We start from the raw sequence: 16,941 nt of genomic DNA, 5'->3' as shown, positions 1-16,941 counted from the left end.
AACAATTTATTCACTTTTACTATTTCTTTATCACACTGGGAGATTCCTTATGAGCCAATATGCTTATATCCTCGTTGTACTTAGCTTGGTTTTCCTTTTTCTGCTCAATAAGTACGAGAAGGAAAGACTTCAAAGACTCTACCAAGAGCAACTTTTGAAGGACGAGACATTTAGGTCTGACATCAAAGAGAAAATTCACACGACTGAAAATATCAATGATGTCATTGCACATATCAATAAAACTTACCGTCTGGGAATGTTGCTCTCAAAAGACGTCACAGATCAATTGAAATAATCAAAATCCGAGAAGCTTTCTTCTCGGATTTTTTAGGCTTACCATATTCTCCTTGGAGAAATTTCATTAATGCATGTAAAGTTTTCTGTAATTTTCTATATTTTTTCAAAATGGTCTTGCATTTCCTTTAAGATTTTTGTAGAATAGTAGCTATCTATTCAGATTATTCTGAAAATTCAAAAATAGGAGTGTTTATTATGTCACAAGTTACGTTATCAAACCAGTCAACCTGGGCAAGCAAACTAAAGGCAATGGGGCCAGGAATCCTAATGGCTTCTGCTGCCGTTGGAGGTTCTCACATTGTATCCTCTACTCAAGCTGGTGGTTCTTATGGGTGGTCACTACTCCTCTTGGTTATCTTGGCCAATGTTTTTAAATATCCATTTTTCCGTTTTGGTGCCGAATATACTGCCGACACTGGTAAAACCTTGGTAGAAGGCTATGCTGAAAAAGGAAAAATCTATCTCTGGATTTTCTTTGTCCTCAATGTCTTCTCTGCTATGGTTAATACAGCTGGAGTCGCTATCCTTTGCTCAGCCATCATCGCTAGCGCCTTCCCAATGATTGGACTTAGCATCACTCAGTGGTCCCTTATCCTTGTTGCAGTCATTTGGGCCATGCTACTCTTTGGTGGCTACAAACTATTAGATGGTATGGCAAAATGGATCATGTCTGCTTTGACCATTGCAACTGTTCTTGCAGTTATCATTGCAGCAATTAAACATCCAGAATACAGCTCTGATTTTGTCGAAAAGACACCTTGGCAAATGGCGGCACTCCCTTTTATCGTTTCCCTCTTAGGATGGATGCCTGCCCCTATTGAAATTTCAGCCGTCAATTCACTCTGGTCTGCTGAAAAGAAAAAGACCGTCAACTTTAATACAGCGGACGCCCTTTTCGACTTTAACGTTGGTTACATTGGAACTGCTATCCTAGCTGTATTCTTCGTGGCACTAGGAGCACTGATTCAGTATCCTACAGGACAAGCAGTTGAAGCAGCTTCAGCCAAGTACATTTCTCAATTTGTGGGTATGTATGCCTCTGTTCTTGGAGAATGGTCCCGTTATTTGATCACCTTTATCGCCTTTCTCTGTATCTTTGGAACGGTCATCACCGTTATCGATGGCTACTCTCGTGTCAATCAGGAATCGCTGCGACTCTTGATTCGTCAAAAAGAGGATTCTCGCAAATCTTTGAACATCTGGATGACCATTACCGCTATCATTGGTATCGTAATTATTAAATTCTTTGCTGGTCAAGTTTCCACCATGCTTCGCTTTGCCATGATCGGTTCTTTCCTGACAACACCATTCTTCGCTCTTTTGAACTATGTATTGGTGACACGTGAGAATAAAAATCTTCCTTCTTGGCTAAAACTCCTCGCTATCGCAGGATTGATTTTCCTCTTTGGCTTCGCTATCTTCTTTATCTATGCACTTGCCATCGGAAAAGCAGGATAGTTTATAAAATGGCACCCTGACAGGGTGCTTTTTGCATACTCAAAAGCAGTTGAAAATCTCAACTGCCCCTCAGTACTACTTTATTTTTCTGTCTCTAACTCATACAAGTCTGCAATGATTGCTGCGACTTTTTTAATATCTCCCAGCATGCCTCTCATTTCAAAATCTGCTAGAACGGGGAAACCAAAACGCTGGCTGTACTGCTTGGCTGTTAGGCAGTATTGATTGTTAAAATTGCGATTACCAGATCCCACTACCCCAAAACACTTACTAGCATTGTCTCCATAAGCGATAAAGTCGCCCACTGGAGTCGTTAGAATCTCAACATCGCCGTTATCGACACCATTTCCACCTTCCAGATAGGTCGGCAAGAAAGCGACATAGGGATGTTCCATTTCAAAGAATTCTTGGCCTTCCTTGACCAAATCCTTGATATGGATTTTTTGGACCTCAATTCCCTCATACTGAGACAAGAGATAGTCCTTGAGTCGGGTTACAAAACTCTCTGTATTCCCACTCAGACTGATATACACTAGGGATATTTTTTTCATGTTGACCTCGATTTTTTGTTTACGATTTAAAAAGAACTAACAAGATTGTAACTTGATAGTCCTTTTTTGTCAATACTTAGGCAACTTCTTCTGCTTCGACTTCTTCGGCCAAATCTTTTTGTTGGCGCCACATCTTGTAAAAGACTAAGGCTAAAAAGAGAACATTGATAATGATGAACAAAATATTCGTTCCTTGTGCAAATGCTCCCATTCCTAGGCCGAGGGTAGAATCTTTGATTAATTGAACCGCATCTTGAACATTCATATAGCTATAAACCAAACCAACAATCGCTAGTAGAACATAGCCAATATAAGCATAGTTTGCGAATTGCACATTTTTACGTACTAGAAATACAAAGGCTACTACAACTAAAATTGCAGATAAAACAATCAACAACGTATTAAAAATAGAGTGCGATGACGCTGTTACTTGGTAAGTATAGTTGACTGTGTCTTCTAATTGCTGAGCAGTAAGCGTCCCGCTATTCGCCAGGCTAGCACGAAGCACATCTTTACTTGGCAATGGACTCAAGATTCCAAATAATGACATAGATGAAATGAGGGCTGATAAGACTAACAAAACCCAAAGATAAATAGGATTCTTTTTCATGTTTTCCTCCAAAAGATATTTTGAACATTATAGCATTTTTTGTACAGGAATACAACTTTTACAAGCTAGTTTCAACTTGTTTCCGATAAGCTTTCGGTGATTTTCCGCACAATTTACGGAAAACCTTATAGAAATATCCAACATTACTATAGCCAACTGCATAGCAAATATCTTCGATGCTATCACTGGTCGACAGTAAGAGTTGCTGCGCTGCCTTAATTCTCTGTTTATTGAGCAATTCCGCAAAGGTTGAGTTGGTTTCCCTCTTGATCAGCTGACCGAGATAGACAGGATTGATAAAGAGATCCTTGCTAATATCCTTAAGTGAGAGCTCTTTCTGATAATCACGCCCAATCACCTCCAGAACGCTCACCACATTTTCATTCATGCGATACTGGCCAAAGAACTTGGTCAAGGTTTCTTTGATATAGGCAACCAATTCTTCAAAGGTGTTAATGGCATGGATAGCTTTGACTATCTCGGTCATATCATCTGCTTTTAGGTGTTCAAACAAATGAAAGACATCCATGACAAACTGAGTGAAGAGCTGCTTCGTGATGGCCACGCGCGGGGTATTTTCCAAGACGACCTTCTCTAGCAGGGTTAATTCTTCGATGATTTGATTGATATTCCCTTGGATAATCACCCGATAAATCGGCTCGTAATAAGCAAACAAACTCTCGGATTTTTCTAGATTAACTGAACCGTAGAAGAGGGCTTTTTCAGCGTTGATCTTCCAATTCTCAAAGGACTGCTGGTAGGGTGCTTCAAATGGTGTCACGATGATGCCATCGAGCTGTTGATCAGAGATGAAAATCTGCCAGTCTTGCCCCAAAACATAGTAAGGAATTGTGAAAGAACCTTGTTTTTCCTTGGAAAGACCTATCCACCAGTTATCTTTACCTGCTAAGAAGTTGACAAAGCCTTCTTCATCCAATTCTTGGCTAAGAGTCTGGCTTTGCTCCACCTTTTCCTGAAGTTGGCTCGCAATTTTTTCTAATAAATTGCCCAACTCCACCTTGTCTACTGGCTTGACCAGATAATCCACGACACTAAGGTTCATGGCTTTTTTAACGTACTCAAACTCCTGATAACCAGACAGCAAGATATAATAGGTATCTGGAAGTAACTCTTTCATTTCCCTAATCATCTCAAGTCCGGTCTTATCTGGCATGTTGACATCGGAAATGACCACATCTACTGGATTTCCCTTGACGTAGTCCAAAGCATCATCTGCGTGATTAGCTGTTGCGACGACTTGCATATCCCATTTTTCAAAGGGGATTAATCGCTTGAGCCCCTCTGTCACCATGTACTCATCGTCTACTAATAAAACTTTATACATTTCTACCCTTTCTATTCATCCTGGATAGTGATATGGTAACGAACACCTTCTTGCTCAGCTGACTCTACACTGATTTGGTAGCGATCCCCAAAGTAGAGAACAAAGCGTTCGTGTACATTTACTATTCCAATTGATTGCCGCTCCCCACTATAGCTTGCCTCGTGTTCAAAACTTCGTTGAGTTAATTTTTCTTGCAAGCTAGCTAGTTTCTCAGCGGGCATTCCTCGACCATTATCTACTACTAGAATTTCAACGCATCCTTGGCCTTTCAAGGCTTTGATACTGATGACATTATCTGTTCTGCGATGATCAACACCATGGGCAAAGTAGTTTTCTACTAATGGTTGGAGTGTAAATTTTGGAATCCTCATTTCTTCCAATTCTGGTGCAATCTTGAAACCATAAGCAATGGATTTAGGATAACGCACCATACAGAGATAGCTATATTTTCGGCAAAATTCCAACTCTTGCTTCAACGTGGTTTCCCGCTCGTCGGAGATATTGTTGCGTAACAAGCTACTAAATTCATAGATAATATCTGCCAGTTCATCCTGACTTTGCATGACAGCATACATCCGTAAAAACTCCAGAGTATTGTACATAAAGTGAGGATTGATTTGAGCTTGCAGGGCTCGCATATTGGCATCTTTTTGACTGAGCTCTAGCTGATAGATATCATGGATATTTTTTTCCAGGCGATCCAACATATCATTGGTTGTTTCTGCAATGAGAAGCAACTCTTGGCCTTTTTCAGATGTATCGATTCGAAGGCCTTCTTCTCCTTGAGCAATCACCTCGATCGAATCTACTAGGTCTACGACCTGCTTTTGGTAATTTGAAAAAGTCTGTCTAAGAGTCACGTACAAAATGATGATAAAGAGAATACTTAGCCCAATAATGACAGCTGAACTCGTCAAAGTTCCTGTAAGAACAAAATTTTTAGGAACAGCAACTCGAACCTGATAACCGTGAGAGGTGACACCTACAAACCAGTTTTCTCGCTCAGCTGATACCTTCTCCCCAATATGGAACATCTCAGTCTCAAAAGGCGAAGTTACTGTTACAGCCATTGGGATATGGCCCCTTGTATTGTCAATAGCTCCATGTAAAACATCCGGGGATAGGGAGATATAGATCACTCCTAAATCCTTGTCAGACACAGGATCAGAAACAGGAATGGCAAAACTATTGGCTGTCGGCTTAAAACCCTCCGCAGGAACTTTCTCCCCACTGCGTTTTTCTCTAGTCGAAACATACACTTCCTTATAGTCCTGAAGAACAATAGCCACTCCAGTCACAAAATCATTCCGAACATAGAGATCATCAATATTTTCATACAGGGAAACCGAGATATAAGGCGAAGTTTTACGTTCTAATTGCCAATAGAAATAGTCTGGTGTGCTGAGACTGAAATACTTGTAAATTCCTTCGATGCGGGCCTGATTTTCAACCAAAGACTGAGCAAGTTGAGTTGACTCTCTGTGATAATATTCCACTTCACTCACTGTCCGAGTGGTCACACGTTCTGCAACCCGTTGGGCCTCTTTCTCACGCGAGTCCCAGTCAGCATACGATAGCATAATCGCAAAACTGGCAATGACCACGATCATAACCAAACTATAAATCCGTAAAAGAGAGTGAAGCCAAAACTGCTTCATTCTATTTTGTCGCCAATTTTTCATGGATACTTTCATAAATAGGTTCCAACATATCACTGATAAAGAAATGCCACATTCCAATTCCTACAAAAAAGAGCAAGGCAGGCATATAATAACCAACTCCTATAAGGAGAGCGGACCCGAGTAAAACCTTGGCAATCGCAGGTAAGCTCATAAAAATACCGATAAGGGACAGTTTCAAGGTATTTTGGTAGGACAAATCAAAGTACACCTGAAGTTTCAAGGAAACAGTATAGGCTAGAAAGACAAGAGCAACTACAAGGACGTTGAGAAAGGTCGCCAAAAGGTGGAAAATCGTCTGGTGGGGCAATTGAACTAGAAGATACAAACCATAAACTAGGACAAGATCCACAAACACGAAACTATAGAAAGCCAGATTACTCTTGACAAAATTGCTCTTATACAATTCCCAAGCTTCCTTCAAATGGTAGGCTCGATAGGTATAACCATGTTCCGCATACAAACTCATCAGGGTAGCACTAGCTGGGGCCAAACCAAAGATCACTCCTCCTGCTAGTGTTAATAGCCAGAAATAAGCAGTCGCAATCATTCCCAAAAAGATACGATTAAAGACGAATTCTAGAAACTTTCCCATGCTACTCTCCTTAAACTAACGATGTAACTATTATATCATATTTCAAGCGTTTTCAAAAATATAGAACTCCCATTTACAATCCTCAAAAAGCGTGATACAATTGGTTTTGTTAATTCGCATCAAGGAGATTCTCATGAAGAAAAATATCTTAACCACCCTCTTAGCTGTCGTCCTCTATTTCCTCTGTGTAGGGATTGGAGTCTTCCTAGGACACCTGGTCGACCAAACAGGCAATATGTTCTACGCACCTGCCTTTGCTGCCCTTGTCGGTGGCAGTGTCTACATGCTTCTTTTGACGAAGGTCCCTCGTTTTGGCGCTATCACCACTCTAGGACTTTTTATGGCACTTTTCTTCCTAGCGAGCAAACATGGCGCTGGTGCCTTTCTCCCAGGACTCGCCTGTGGTCTTGCAGCAGATGCCATCGCTCGTCTCGGAAACTACAGAGATCGAATCAAAAACACCCTCTCCTTCCTCGTCTTTGCTTTTAGCACAAGTGGCCCTATCTTCCTCATGTGGATCCGTCCCAAAGCTTACGTGGCCACCTTACTTGCACGTGGGAAATCCCAAGAATACATTGACCGTATCATGGTCGCTCCAGAGTTGGACAAAATCCTTCTCTTTGTTTCGAGCATCCTCGTAGGTGCCTTGATTGGGGCTTTGGTTGGGCAATTTCTAAGTCAAAAAATAGCTGATAAACTATAAGATAAAAGCCCTGAAGACTAGCTATGCCTAGTTCCAGGGCCTTTTTGTATACAATCTTAGAATTCACTATAGATAAATTCTTGAATATTCGAAAAATCGGTCACAAAACAGTAAATCACGATGCTCAAGATAACCGTATAGAAAAAAAGTGTCCACAAGATTAATCGATGAGTGTTAGTTAGCTTGGTTTGCAAATTTGTAAAGTTCTTTTTCAACTTCCATCCATCCTTTCACTCCAACGTGCATCACGTCAAATAAAAAGTAATCATCATACTCTCTGTTTCCATAGTTTAATACGGTTGCACCATGGCTTTTTGCGACATCTTCTATTTTTTTATAAGTTTTTTCTCGCATCTCTCTTGAGACACCAGTGTAGTCGTTCCATTTCCCGTTTACTGGGAAAATAATAACCTCAACTTCAATGCCCAATTCTTTAGCAACCGTCAAGAAAAGTTCCATATCTGAATATTCAGGTGACTCTAGGTAGCTCAAATCTTTATTGGAATCTTTTAGCGATGCATAGCGATCTTTTAAGTAAGTATTGTAGTAGTTATTATCAACAGCATAGTCATTATTGTCTGTTTTCCTTTTGACCTCTTCCACAAACTGAGCCGTCATCTTTTCCCAATCATAGTCTGGGGTTTTGTCTCCTAGTGAAGGATAATCTGATTTCTCATGATTTTCATAAAATTTTCGTTTGAGCTTAAAGGAATACATCGCGTTATCTAACTCTAATAGTTTTTTATCAACAATGGTTCCTTTTCCATCTATGAAATAACTTTTATATTTTTTGTAGATGTCGTTTTGTTGCTTGTTTCCTTTGGTAATCTCGATAATGCGATTGATTAGTTTTTCTTTCGTTTCTTTACTAATCTTGTCATTATCTAGCATGTGAAAAATATGTTCCTGAGAAGCCTTGTTCAAAAAGGCATCTTGATGGGTCCCATCTTTTTCAAACCACTGAACCGACTCTACTATAGCTACTTTTCGCTTACTCATTGATCCTTCAATAGAGCCCAAGGTCGTAGCCTGAATGATGTTTTGAGAATAACTAGTCCCAATCTGCATGATATTAAAATCGTTGTAGTTAAAAATTTTATTTGGATGATAGTCTTCATTTATCGTCGCAACCAACTCTGAGGAACCCATTAGAACCAGTGTATTGGGGGTGATATTGCTTGTTAGAATATCTCTACTTTTATACTTTTCATACGAGGTGTTATAACGAATACTGTTATCCTTGACTTTATAATAATCATCAATCTTCTTGACATACGTCACATTTAAAAGGGCAAGCGTCGCAATTACGAGCACAAGCGATAGTAAAAATGCTTTTAATTTAATCATCTCGTTTTATCCTATCCCTTCGATCTGTCCGATTTCTTCTCAATCTCTTATCTCTTTAAAGTCGTCAGTAAGATTTTATAGGGTTCACCCGAAAAGATAAAGAAACCAATCATAACCAAATTCATGGTCACAAACCAACTTAGTAGCTTATACCAGTTTTTGTTTTTATTTTTTTTATAAAAATTGCTTTTCTTTTGATACACTTCAAATCCAGCCATCAAGACACCATGATAAAAACCATAGACAATGTAACTAACACTAAGACCATGCCAAAAACCCATGACTAACATATTAATTATATAGGCATAGGTTGCATTGTGTAGTCTATTTTTAAACCATTTTTTCCTGATAACCTGCATCAATACTCTTGAAAATACAAAATCTCTCAACCAGGTCGACAAGGTGATATGCCATCTGGTCCAGAAATCTTTGATATCGACACTCAAGAAAGGTTTGTTAAAGTTCATCGGTGTCTGAATACCTAGAATGTTACTACTTCCAACGGCCATTAGACTGTAGCCTGCAAAGTCAAAGAACAGATACAAGGTATAGAGGTACATATACTTGATTGAATAAACGACTGTGCCAGTATTATTTAGAGCGAGTAACATCTGGTAAACATAGGTTGATAAAACAATCTTGTAAAGGAGGCCTAGAACGATACGATACACACCGTCCCCTGCTAACTCTAGATACTCTTTTCGGGGCATGACCTCGTTTATCTCTTTTAAAAATCTCCTACTCCGATCAATCGGACCAGCACTAACTGTTGGGAAAAAGAGCAAAAACTGTAGATAATCTTTTACAGTGATTTTTTCTTTGATTAAGCCATCCGATATCTCTAACATGATCTGAATGGTCTTAAAGGACATGTAAGAAATTCCAATAAAGGCCAACAAATGCAGAGAAGTCAGGGCAAAGACTTTATTGATCACCAAAGGAAGAATGGAAAGGAAAACCAGTGGTTTCAGCCACTTTGCCTCTATCCGCTGCGCTAGAAAAACCAGAAAATACTGGTAAACGATAAAGGCGAGTAAATAGACAATCATCGCTCGGCTCTTACCATAGATAGCTCCTGCAAATAAGAGGGAGAGCGCCAAAATATAGTAGTCTTTACGTTTTTCAAAAAAGTTTACCACAAAACCAATCAGTAAAACTACAAACAAGAGAAGGAAAAACTCATTCCCCTCGAAATAATTCATACCAGACAAACTCCTTTACATTATCATCTCTTCTACAGCAAACTTTTTGATTTGCTAATTGAGGACCTTTATTTATTATAGCATATTTCTAAAAAGAAGCTTTATCCTTCTTGCATTTCGGTGAGAAAACAAAAAGGAGTCCCTTTGAACTCCTTCCATTATTTATGACTTAATTTCTTGGTCAAGAAATCTCCCAAGAACTGGATCGTAAAGATAATCAAGATGATAATGATGGTTGCCAAGATGGTCACATCGTGATTGTAACGGTTAAATCCATAAGCAATGGCCACGTTACCGATACCACCAGCACCAACTGCTCCCGCCATGGCTGTTTCCCCAACAAGGGAAATCAAAGTCACAGTCGTCACACGAATCAAATCTGGCAAACCTTCTGATAGGTAAACACCCACGATATCCCAGAAGGTCGCTCCGCTCGCTTGAGCCGCCTCAATGACACCGCCATCCAGCTCAGCCAAGACAACCTGCACCTGACGGGCAAAGAAGGCAAAGACTGCAAAAGAAAGGGGGACAAGGGCTGCATTTGGCCCGATGCTAGTCTTCACAATCAAGTGAGAGAGTGGCGACATGATTGCCAAGAGGATGATAAATGGTACCGCGCGGAAAATAGAGGTAATCTTGTCTAAAATCCAGAAGATAACCTTATTTTCCAAGACACCGCCTGGCGCTGTCAAGACGAGGAAAAGACCTGCTACCAACCCCAAGAACCCTCCGATGATGAAAGAAAGAACTGTCATATAAAGAGTTAGGTAGATGGCTGTTCCCCAGCCTGCCTGACCAGCCCAGCCCATCTTATAGACATTTGGTAGATAAGTTTGAATCAACTCTGTCATTTTACTGTCCTCCCTTCAATACTTTTAACTGGACGCCAGCCTGACGGATGGCATCTTGGGCACCTGCTAGTGCTGCTTTTTCACCTGACAAGACCACCACCAATTCTCCGACAGGAGTGCCATCGAGAATTTCGATATTTCCATAGAGGATATTGGCCGTTACTTGGTAATGTTTGTACAATTCATTCAAAAGTGGTTCATCTGTCGAAGCCCCTGCATACTTGAGCTGCACTAAGATACTGTTCTCAGATAAATGTTCTACGATTTCTTGCTTCTCAATCTTGACCATGGCTTCATCAATACCTGTAGCTGTTGAGATAAAGTCCTGTGTCAAAGGTTGTTTAGGGTCTGAGAAGATTTCAAGGACACTGCCTTCTTCAATCAAACGGCCATCCTGCATGACCGCCACACGGTTGGCAATGTCTTTGACAATCTGCATTTCATGCGTAATCAAGACAACCGTCAAACCTAATTTCTGGTTCAAATCTTGCAACAAGGCCAAAATCTGCTTAGTTGTCTTAGGGTCGAGGGCAGACGTTGACTCGTCTGAAATCAAAATTTTCGGATCATTTGCCAAGGCACGCGCAATGGCTACACGCTGTTTTTGCCCTCCTGATAGTTGTGAAGGGTAGTTTTCAGCACGATCCGCCAAGCCAACCAAGTCCAACAACTTAGCTACTTTTGCTTTCTTTTCTTCCTTGCTGAGTCCAGAATGTTTGAGGGCAAAGGCCACATTTTCCTCTGCTGTCTTTTGACTCATTAGGTTGAAATGCTGGAAAATCATCCCGATATCTTGACGTTTGCGACGCAACTGCTCTGCCGTCAAGGTTACCTTGCCATCAAAAATGACGTCGTTATCAATGGTAATTTTCCCAGCAGATGGTTTTTGCAAGAGGTTAATCACCCGTACAAGGGTTGATTTCCCTGCTCCAGAATATCCAACGATTCCGTAGATATCCCCTTCTTGGATGTGAATAGTCACATCCTTGACCGCTGTGATGGTTCTTTTCTTTTGGTGAAAAGTCACATCGATCTGATCTAACTTGATAATATCTCTACTCATAGCTTCTAATCAGCTCCTCTACTAATTCAATATGGGTGTAGTAATCGGCGATTCGCACATTTTCATCTCCACCGTGATCTCGGCTATTGGCATTTCCTAGACCGAAGGCCACCATTGGTACCTCTAGGGCATCAAAGACCGTATGCATAGGTCCTGTTCCCGCTGTGGTCGGCAAGACTGATACGCCTTGTGGATAGAATTTCTTGGCCAACTCGATTACGTTGAGAATGGCTGGCGCGCTCATATCGCTTCGATAGCTCATCTCTCCCAAGGTATAGTATAATTCTACCTTATCAAAGCCATTTTTGTCTAGCTGTTTCCGAATTTTTTCCAGAACATCATGCGGTTCTAGGCCAGGAACCAAACGAACTTCTAGCTTAGCACTGGCTTCTGCTGGCAAAATCGTTTTAACCCCTTGCCCTTGATAACCTGACTGAATCCCTTCGATATTAAGGGCTGGCTCGAAAAAGAAACGTTTTAGGAAGGCTACACGTTCCTCTTGTAAGAGAGGCAATTCCAAGCCATAAATGCGACTGATTTCCTCAGGATTGCGTTGGGCGTAGGTATCCACCAAGGCTAGTTCTCGTTCATTTGGCTCTTGAACATCCTCGTACAAGCCTTCTACTAAGATACGCCCATCTGCTGCACGTAGGCTACTTAAAGCCTGGATAAGATACCATGGAGCTGATTCCACGACACCACCATAACTCGAGTGGATATCCACATCCGCACTTTTTACCTTGGCATCAAAGGTCACAATGCCCTTGTTTCCTCCAGAGATTTCCAGCTGTTCCAAGGCGTTCTTGGTCCCTTGTTCCCAGACTAGTAAATCCGCCCCACGAAGTTTGTCTGCATGTTTCTCTAAATACTTGTCTAAATCCATAGAAGCAGACTCCTCTGCCCCTTCCATGATAAAGCTGATATTGACTGGCAGATCATCGTGGTGCTGCATATACTTTCTCAGAGCACTCAAACGAGCCGTGATATGGCCCTTGTCGTCGTCAACACCACGCCCATACATAAATCCATTGCGGACCGAAAGCGTAAAGGGATTCTCTGTCCACACCTGATCTCCGTCCGCTGGTACAGTGTCATAGTGGTTATAGAAGATCAAAGTCTTAGCATCTGGACGCGAACTCTTGAAATGCGCCATGACAAAGGGAGCCGTATAGCTCTCATCAATCTCCACTTCAGCCCCTACACGCTTGAAAATCTCACCCAGATAGTTTGCGACCTCCTTGAGTCCAACCTGCTGGGCAAAGACTGATTTCTTGGAAATCAAGGTACGCAAAACTTCAAAATAATGCTGGGCCACATGATCCTTCTCAAATTTTTCAATCTGCTCTTGTTCGCTAGGAAAAACCATTTTCTCTCTCTTTCTACTACGTACTTGTGTCCTCAGAACGACCACAAGTGCCTCTTTAAAATCAACTCTCTATACAAAAGTAAGAGGTGGAAACTCTCTCCCACCTCCCTATGTCTTATTACCAAACTGGTTGGTCCAAACCGTCTGATGTTTCTTCGATAACTTTTTTCACTTCATCAGTGTGGTAAGCCGCGATAATTTTCTTGATGGCATCAGCTTTAGGTGATGATTCCCAATCTTTTTTCGCAACGATGATGTTGTACCATTGTTTTGAGTTTTCATCAGCTTGTTCTTTGAAGAGTGCTTTTTTGTAGTCCAATTTTGCTTCTGTAACGAAGGTATTGTTTACAACGGCAGCATCAACTGATGACAATGAACGAGCTGTTTGGCTAGCGTCCAATTCAGTAATCTTCAAGTTCTTTGGATTTTCTGTGATGTTAGCAACTGTTGCAAGTGCAGTTCCAGAAACATCCAATTTGATCAAACCAGCTGATTGAAGCAAGTAAAGCGCACGGCTTTCGTTTGTTGCATCGTTTGGTACGGCGATTTCACCGTTATCTGGGATTTCTTCAACTTTAGTGTACTTGTTTTCTTCCCCATTTTTACCTGAGTAAAGGCGGATTGGTGAGATGTAGGTATCTGCAATCGCTACAAGATCTTTCCCGTTTTCTTTGTTCCAGTTGTTCAAGAAGTTGTAGTGTTGGAAAGCATTCAAGTCTACTTCGCCATCAGCAGTTGCCTTGTTTGGTTGTGAATAATCTGTGAACTCTGTGAATTCCAATTTAATTCCATCTTTTTCAACCAATTCTTGGATTTTATCCCAACGCGCTTCTTCAGAACCGCTACGGTTAACTGTTGCAATTTTGACAACTGTTTCGTTGTCTGCTTTCTTTTCTGAATTTCCGCAAGCTGCAAGAGCCAAACCTGCAACTGTAGCAAGAGCTGCTACACCGAGCCATTTTTTAATTTTCATGATTCTTTCTCCTTTAAAAATAATACCGTAATAGTATCTCATACTTTATTTGAATTAGCAAATTGTTATTAGATAGGCAGACATATAGTTTGAAACTATATACCTGAAAATTGAGAAATCATCCGTCTTTCTCAGACTGGATGATTTCATACGACTATTTAATATCAGCTTCTGCTGGGAGATAAGTGTCCCCGAAGAACTGTTTAGACAATTTTTCAAGAGTTCCGTCTTTGTAGAGTTCTTGGATTCGTTTGTCTACAAATGATTTCAACTCATCTTGACCTTTAGCAAGAAGTGGGTAAACGTAAGGTTGTTGGTCGCTTGGAAGTTCAATGACTTTCAAGTTGTCCAAACCTTGGTTCTTGATAACTGTTTCAACACCGATCTTATCAAAGATCTTGTAGTCAAACTGACCATCGCTCAAACGAGACATGATTTGTTGGAAATCAGCCTTGGTGTAGTTAAGAACAGTTGGATTGTCAGCGTGTTGTTTGTTATAATCTTCTAGCTGTTTAGCTGATGTTGTCCCTTGAACGACCTCAGTAGACTTGCCTCCAATGTCATCAAGTGATTTGATGCTGTCGTCGTCTTTCTTCACAACGAGAACGTTAGGGTTTTTAGCAGTTGGAGCTGCATAAAGGTACTTTTCAGCGCGTTCTTTGGTATAACTGATATTGTTCACAGCCATTTGATAACGGTCGCTATCAAGGCCTGCAAAGACACCTGACCACTCTGTCTTTTCAAACTTGACAGTATACTTGTCTGAGTCTTTAAAGATAGCACGAACAAGCTCAATCTCGTAACCAGTCAATTCACCATTTTCTTCATAGATAAATGGTTTTGGTGAGCCGTTAGTTGCTACAACGATTTCTTTCTTAGCACTTGTTGCATCACCTGATGCCGCATCTTTCTTCTCACCACCTGAGCAAGCTACTAGTACACCTGCGGCAACAAGTCCTAGAGCAGCAAGAGATGAATATTTGACGATTTTTTTCATGTCATTTCCTCCAAAATAGAATACTTTACTATCTTAACAGAAAATATTTTTTTTTGCCATTATATGATATCTATCTCGGTGATAGGTTTTTTTTATGGCTGACTAAAAGACCAGACGCAAGACTGCAATCAAGACCACTCCAAAAAGAACCGTACCCACTAGATTGCGGTAGCGAAAGGCTACCCAAGCCGTTGGAAAGACTGCTAAAAAGTCCAGCCATTTGATTTGAGGAAGGCTCCCAACCTTGCCAGTCACTACGCTTGAAAGAATCAAGGAAAAGATAATAGAAACAGGCAAGAACTTCAAAAACCGCTCAACGATAGCAGGCAAGCCCTTATACTTGATCAAGATGAAGGGAATCATACGGGGAATCCAAGTCACTAGGCCCGAAAAGATAACGACTAACAAAAGATATTTACTGACCATCTAAGACCACCCCCATAGTACAACCTAGCAAGGTCGCAAACAAAACAGCTAGCGACTGAGACACTACTGTCAAGAGCAAAAAGAAGGACACCGCAACAACGGCTAGGATTAGTAGCAGATTCCTTACAGGAACCCGTCTTTGCATAATCTGAAATTGCGAAGTAAAAATCCCGATAAACATCCCAACAAGGGCAAAGTCTAATCCAAAGACTTCAGGATTTGGCAGAAGCCCACCTAAAGCTGTCCCCGCCACTGTCCCAATAAACCAGGCTACATAACTATTGAGATTGTTCCCGTGCATCCACATGGGATGAACCTTGTCTGTATGGGCTAATTCTCCCATCAAAACCCCATAGGTCTCATCTGTCAGGAGACTGGACATGCCGATATTTTGCCAGAGACTAGTATGACGGAAATAAGTCGATGCATGCAGGCTCAGCAAAAAGAGTCGCAAGTTGATCAAAAAGACCGTCATAGCAATAGCTGCCACAGGCGCTTGGACCGCAATCAGTGCCAACATGGCAAACTGGGCGCTCCCAGCATAAACAAAGAGGCTCATCAAGCCCATCTCAACAGGTGTCACATAGGGCGCGCCAATAATCCCACAAGCCAGACCAATGCTGACATAGCCAAGAGCAGTCGGCATGGCCGCCTGTACACCTTCCCAAAATCCTTTTTCTTTCATCCTTCTCCTCATATTCTCTCCAATTGCGGCTGTTCGTCATCACAGCCACAGCACGGACTATTATAACATATTCAAAGAAGAGAAAAAAGTTTCGGATTCGAAACCTATTGCCAGAAAAAGTGCTGAAGAGGAAGCATCATGGATACATGAGAAATTGATCCACTCGGATAGTATACTTATCGGTTTCTGTGTCTGTAGCATATTTATTTTCTGTCGGATAAACATCAATCCAGAGTTCCCACTGTTGTCCTTTTAACTTGACCTTGTAGCGATAACCGTCATCATAGATGCCTACTGTCTCAGTTGTCATGGACTGGTAATCTGGAAGTTCTTCCAGTTCTTTTTTTATAGTCTGGGATAGATTGTTAAGTACTACTTTCTGCTCCACCTTTGAAGTTACAGGAATATGAACTGTCGCTTCTTCCAAACAATGCGATTTTGAAAATGTAAAAGTCGCTCGACCAGTATAGCCTTTCAAAGTAATCTGCTCATAGTGATAGAAAAGGCGACCTGTTTTATAGAAATACGGATCTTCTGCACGCCAAGTATCCCGATAAGCCATTTCCTTTTCTTCCTCCACCTCGCTAGCATTTCCAAATACTTCTTCAAAAGATTTAGGAGACATACCTAACGAAAGGGATTCAAACAAGACCAGTTGCGTCTTTTTGATATGATGGCAAGCTGATAAAAGCATGAGTAAAGCTCCAATAACAAGCAAACCACTGATTATTTTTGTAAATTTCATATTTCTACTATACAAAAAAGGTTAAGATTTGTCCAAGATAAAAGAGTC

The 16,941-nt window shown here is 41.0% G+C and carries 18 protein-coding genes; 3 read left to right on the top strand and 15 right to left on the bottom strand.

Annotated elements, in window-relative coordinates:
- Positions 1-49: 49 nt before the first annotated feature.
- Positions 50-295 carry a hypothetical protein gene (locus Q4443_RS06660; RefSeq protein WP_000084866.1) on the top strand — a complete coding sequence of 82 codons (246 nt, stop codon included), beginning with the start codon at positions 50-52 and terminating at the stop codon, positions 293-295.
- 197 nt (positions 296-492) lie between these two features.
- Entirely contained in the window at positions 493-1,755 is a 1,263-nt protein-coding gene (locus Q4443_RS06655) for an NRAMP family divalent metal transporter (RefSeq protein WP_000084703.1), read from the top strand.
- An 80-nt stretch (positions 1,756-1,835) separates the two neighbouring features.
- On the opposite strand, the gene nrdI is transcribed toward Q4443_RS06655, so the two are convergent.
- The 5 genes from nrdI to Q4443_RS06630 form a co-directional block, all read right to left on the bottom strand.
- On the bottom strand, positions 1,836-2,306 hold the full coding sequence (gene nrdI / locus Q4443_RS06650; protein WP_000724244.1) for a class Ib ribonucleoside-diphosphate reductase assembly flavoprotein NrdI: 471 nt from the start codon (positions 2,304-2,306) through the stop codon (positions 1,836-1,838).
- Between the two features lie 76 nt (positions 2,307-2,382).
- Complete coding sequence (locus tag Q4443_RS06645; protein ID WP_000740038.1) at positions 2,383-2,916, bottom strand: hypothetical protein; 534 nt, start codon at positions 2,914-2,916, stop codon at positions 2,383-2,385.
- A gap of 58 nt (positions 2,917-2,974) precedes the next feature.
- Positions 2,975-4,261, bottom strand: coding sequence for a response regulator transcription factor (locus tag Q4443_RS06640; protein WP_049519237.1), 1,287 nt, complete (start codon positions 4,259-4,261; stop codon positions 2,975-2,977).
- An 11-nt stretch (positions 4,262-4,272) separates the two neighbouring features.
- On the bottom strand, positions 4,273-5,943 hold the full coding sequence (locus Q4443_RS06635; RefSeq protein WP_080978827.1) for a sensor histidine kinase: 1,671 nt from the start codon (positions 5,941-5,943) through the stop codon (positions 4,273-4,275).
- Positions 5,921-6,535, bottom strand: a complete 615-nt coding sequence (locus Q4443_RS06630; protein WP_049519238.1) for a YesL family protein — start codon at positions 6,533-6,535, stop codon at positions 5,921-5,923. The genes Q4443_RS06635 and Q4443_RS06630 overlap by 23 nt, the downstream gene beginning before the upstream one ends.
- A 133-nt stretch (positions 6,536-6,668) precedes the next feature.
- Between Q4443_RS06630 and Q4443_RS06625 the strand changes: the two genes are divergently transcribed.
- Complete coding sequence (locus Q4443_RS06625; protein ID WP_049519239.1) at positions 6,669-7,238, top strand: MptD family putative ECF transporter S component; 570 nt, start codon at positions 6,669-6,671, stop codon at positions 7,236-7,238.
- A 174-nt stretch (positions 7,239-7,412) separates the two neighbouring features.
- Here Q4443_RS06625 and dltD read toward each other — a convergent pair whose 3' ends face one another.
- The 10 genes from dltD to Q4443_RS06575 form a co-directional block, all read right to left on the bottom strand.
- On the bottom strand, positions 7,413-8,585 hold the full coding sequence (gene dltD, locus Q4443_RS06620) for a D-alanyl-lipoteichoic acid biosynthesis protein DltD (RefSeq protein ID WP_049519240.1): 1,173 nt from the start codon (positions 8,583-8,585) through the stop codon (positions 7,413-7,415).
- Positions 8,586-8,632: 47 nt separating this feature from the next.
- Positions 8,633-9,787, bottom strand: a complete 1,155-nt coding sequence (gene dltB / locus Q4443_RS06615; RefSeq protein WP_049477566.1) for a D-alanyl-lipoteichoic acid biosynthesis protein DltB — start codon at positions 9,785-9,787, stop codon at positions 8,633-8,635.
- Between the two features lie 158 nt (positions 9,788-9,945).
- On the bottom strand, positions 9,946-10,638 hold the full coding sequence (locus Q4443_RS06610; protein WP_000137507.1) for a methionine ABC transporter permease: 693 nt from the start codon (positions 10,636-10,638) through the stop codon (positions 9,946-9,948).
- A gap of 1 nt (position 10,639) precedes the next feature.
- Positions 10,640-11,701, bottom strand: a complete 1,062-nt coding sequence (locus Q4443_RS06605) for a methionine ABC transporter ATP-binding protein (protein ID WP_000085691.1) — start codon at positions 11,699-11,701, stop codon at positions 10,640-10,642.
- A complete protein-coding gene (locus Q4443_RS06600) occupies positions 11,694-13,067 on the bottom strand; it encodes a M20/M25/M40 family metallo-hydrolase (RefSeq protein ID WP_000231793.1) in 1,374 nt (457 codons plus the stop codon). The genes Q4443_RS06605 and Q4443_RS06600 overlap by 8 nt, the downstream gene beginning before the upstream one ends.
- 118 nt (positions 13,068-13,185) lie before the next feature.
- Complete coding sequence (locus Q4443_RS06595) at positions 13,186-14,040, bottom strand: MetQ/NlpA family ABC transporter substrate-binding protein (protein WP_000694527.1); 855 nt, start codon at positions 14,038-14,040, stop codon at positions 13,186-13,188.
- Positions 14,041-14,194: 154 nt separating this feature from the next.
- Positions 14,195-15,037 carry an amino acid ABC transporter substrate-binding protein gene (locus Q4443_RS06590; RefSeq protein ID WP_000724972.1) on the bottom strand — a complete coding sequence of 281 codons (843 nt, stop codon included), beginning with the start codon at positions 15,035-15,037 and terminating at the stop codon, positions 14,195-14,197.
- A 102-nt stretch (positions 15,038-15,139) separates the two neighbouring features.
- Positions 15,140-15,463, bottom strand: a complete 324-nt coding sequence (locus tag Q4443_RS06585) for an AzlD domain-containing protein (protein WP_000253951.1) — start codon at positions 15,461-15,463, stop codon at positions 15,140-15,142.
- Complete coding sequence (locus Q4443_RS06580; RefSeq protein WP_000659752.1) at positions 15,453-16,148, bottom strand: AzlC family ABC transporter permease; 696 nt, start codon at positions 16,146-16,148, stop codon at positions 15,453-15,455. Before Q4443_RS06580 ends, Q4443_RS06585 begins: the two co-directional genes overlap by 11 nt.
- Before the next feature lie 136 nt (positions 16,149-16,284).
- Positions 16,285-16,893, bottom strand: coding sequence for a hypothetical protein (locus tag Q4443_RS06575; RefSeq protein ID WP_049519241.1), 609 nt, complete (start codon positions 16,891-16,893; stop codon positions 16,285-16,287).
- Between the last annotated feature and the right edge of the window lie 48 nt (positions 16,894-16,941).

The organism is Streptococcus sp. GP0011 (assembly GCF_030546305.1).
Lineage (GTDB): Bacteria > Bacillota > Bacilli > Lactobacillales > Streptococcaceae > Streptococcus.
The sequence above is the reverse complement of the archived record's forward strand: the minus strand, read 5'-3'. Positions and strand labels throughout refer to the sequence as shown.

What these genes read in the sequence shown, in the direction of transcription:
- Q4443_RS06660 (WP_000084866.1), top strand. Translation starts at nt 50, where the DNA reads ATGAGCCAATATGCTTATATCCTCGTTGTACTTAGCTTGGTTTTCCTT.
- Q4443_RS06655 (WP_000084703.1), top strand. Translation starts at nt 493, where the DNA reads ATGTCACAAGTTACGTTATCAAACCAGTCAACCTGGGCAAGCAAACTA.
- nrdI (WP_000724244.1), bottom strand. Translation starts at nt 2,306, where the DNA reads ATGAAAAAAATATCCCTAGTGTATATCAGTCTGAGTGGGAATACAGAG.
- Q4443_RS06645 (WP_000740038.1), bottom strand. Translation starts at nt 2,916, where the DNA reads ATGAAAAAGAATCCTATTTATCTTTGGGTTTTGTTAGTCTTATCAGCC.
- Q4443_RS06640 (WP_049519237.1), bottom strand. Translation starts at nt 4,261, where the DNA reads ATGTATAAAGTTTTATTAGTAGACGATGAGTACATGGTGACAGAGGGG.
- Q4443_RS06635 (WP_080978827.1), bottom strand. Translation starts at nt 5,943, where the DNA reads ATGAAAAATTGGCGACAAAATAGAATGAAGCAGTTTTGGCTTCACTCT.
- Q4443_RS06630 (WP_049519238.1), bottom strand. Translation starts at nt 6,535, where the DNA reads ATGGGAAAGTTTCTAGAATTCGTCTTTAATCGTATCTTTTTGGGAATG.
- Q4443_RS06625 (WP_049519239.1), top strand. Translation starts at nt 6,669, where the DNA reads ATGAAGAAAAATATCTTAACCACCCTCTTAGCTGTCGTCCTCTATTTC.
- dltD (WP_049519240.1), bottom strand. Translation starts at nt 8,585, where the DNA reads ATGATTAAATTAAAAGCATTTTTACTATCGCTTGTGCTCGTAATTGCG.
- dltB (WP_049477566.1), bottom strand. Translation starts at nt 9,787, where the DNA reads ATGAATTATTTCGAGGGGAATGAGTTTTTCCTTCTCTTGTTTGTAGTT.
- Q4443_RS06610 (WP_000137507.1), bottom strand. Translation starts at nt 10,638, where the DNA reads ATGACAGAGTTGATTCAAACTTATCTACCAAATGTCTATAAGATGGGC.
- Q4443_RS06605 (WP_000085691.1), bottom strand. Translation starts at nt 11,701, where the DNA reads ATGAGTAGAGATATTATCAAGTTAGATCAGATCGATGTGACTTTTCAC.
- Q4443_RS06600 (WP_000231793.1), bottom strand. Translation starts at nt 13,067, where the DNA reads ATGGTTTTTCCTAGCGAACAAGAGCAGATTGAAAAATTTGAGAAGGAT.
- Q4443_RS06595 (WP_000694527.1), bottom strand. Translation starts at nt 14,040, where the DNA reads ATGAAAATTAAAAAATGGCTCGGTGTAGCAGCTCTTGCTACAGTTGCA.
- Q4443_RS06590 (WP_000724972.1), bottom strand. Translation starts at nt 15,037, where the DNA reads ATGAAAAAAATCGTCAAATATTCATCTCTTGCTGCTCTAGGACTTGTT.
- Q4443_RS06585 (WP_000253951.1), bottom strand. Translation starts at nt 15,463, where the DNA reads ATGGTCAGTAAATATCTTTTGTTAGTCGTTATCTTTTCGGGCCTAGTG.
- Q4443_RS06580 (WP_000659752.1), bottom strand. Translation starts at nt 16,148, where the DNA reads ATGAAAGAAAAAGGATTTTGGGAAGGTGTACAGGCGGCCATGCCGACT.
- Q4443_RS06575 (WP_049519241.1), bottom strand. Translation starts at nt 16,893, where the DNA reads ATGAAATTTACAAAAATAATCAGTGGTTTGCTTGTTATTGGAGCTTTA.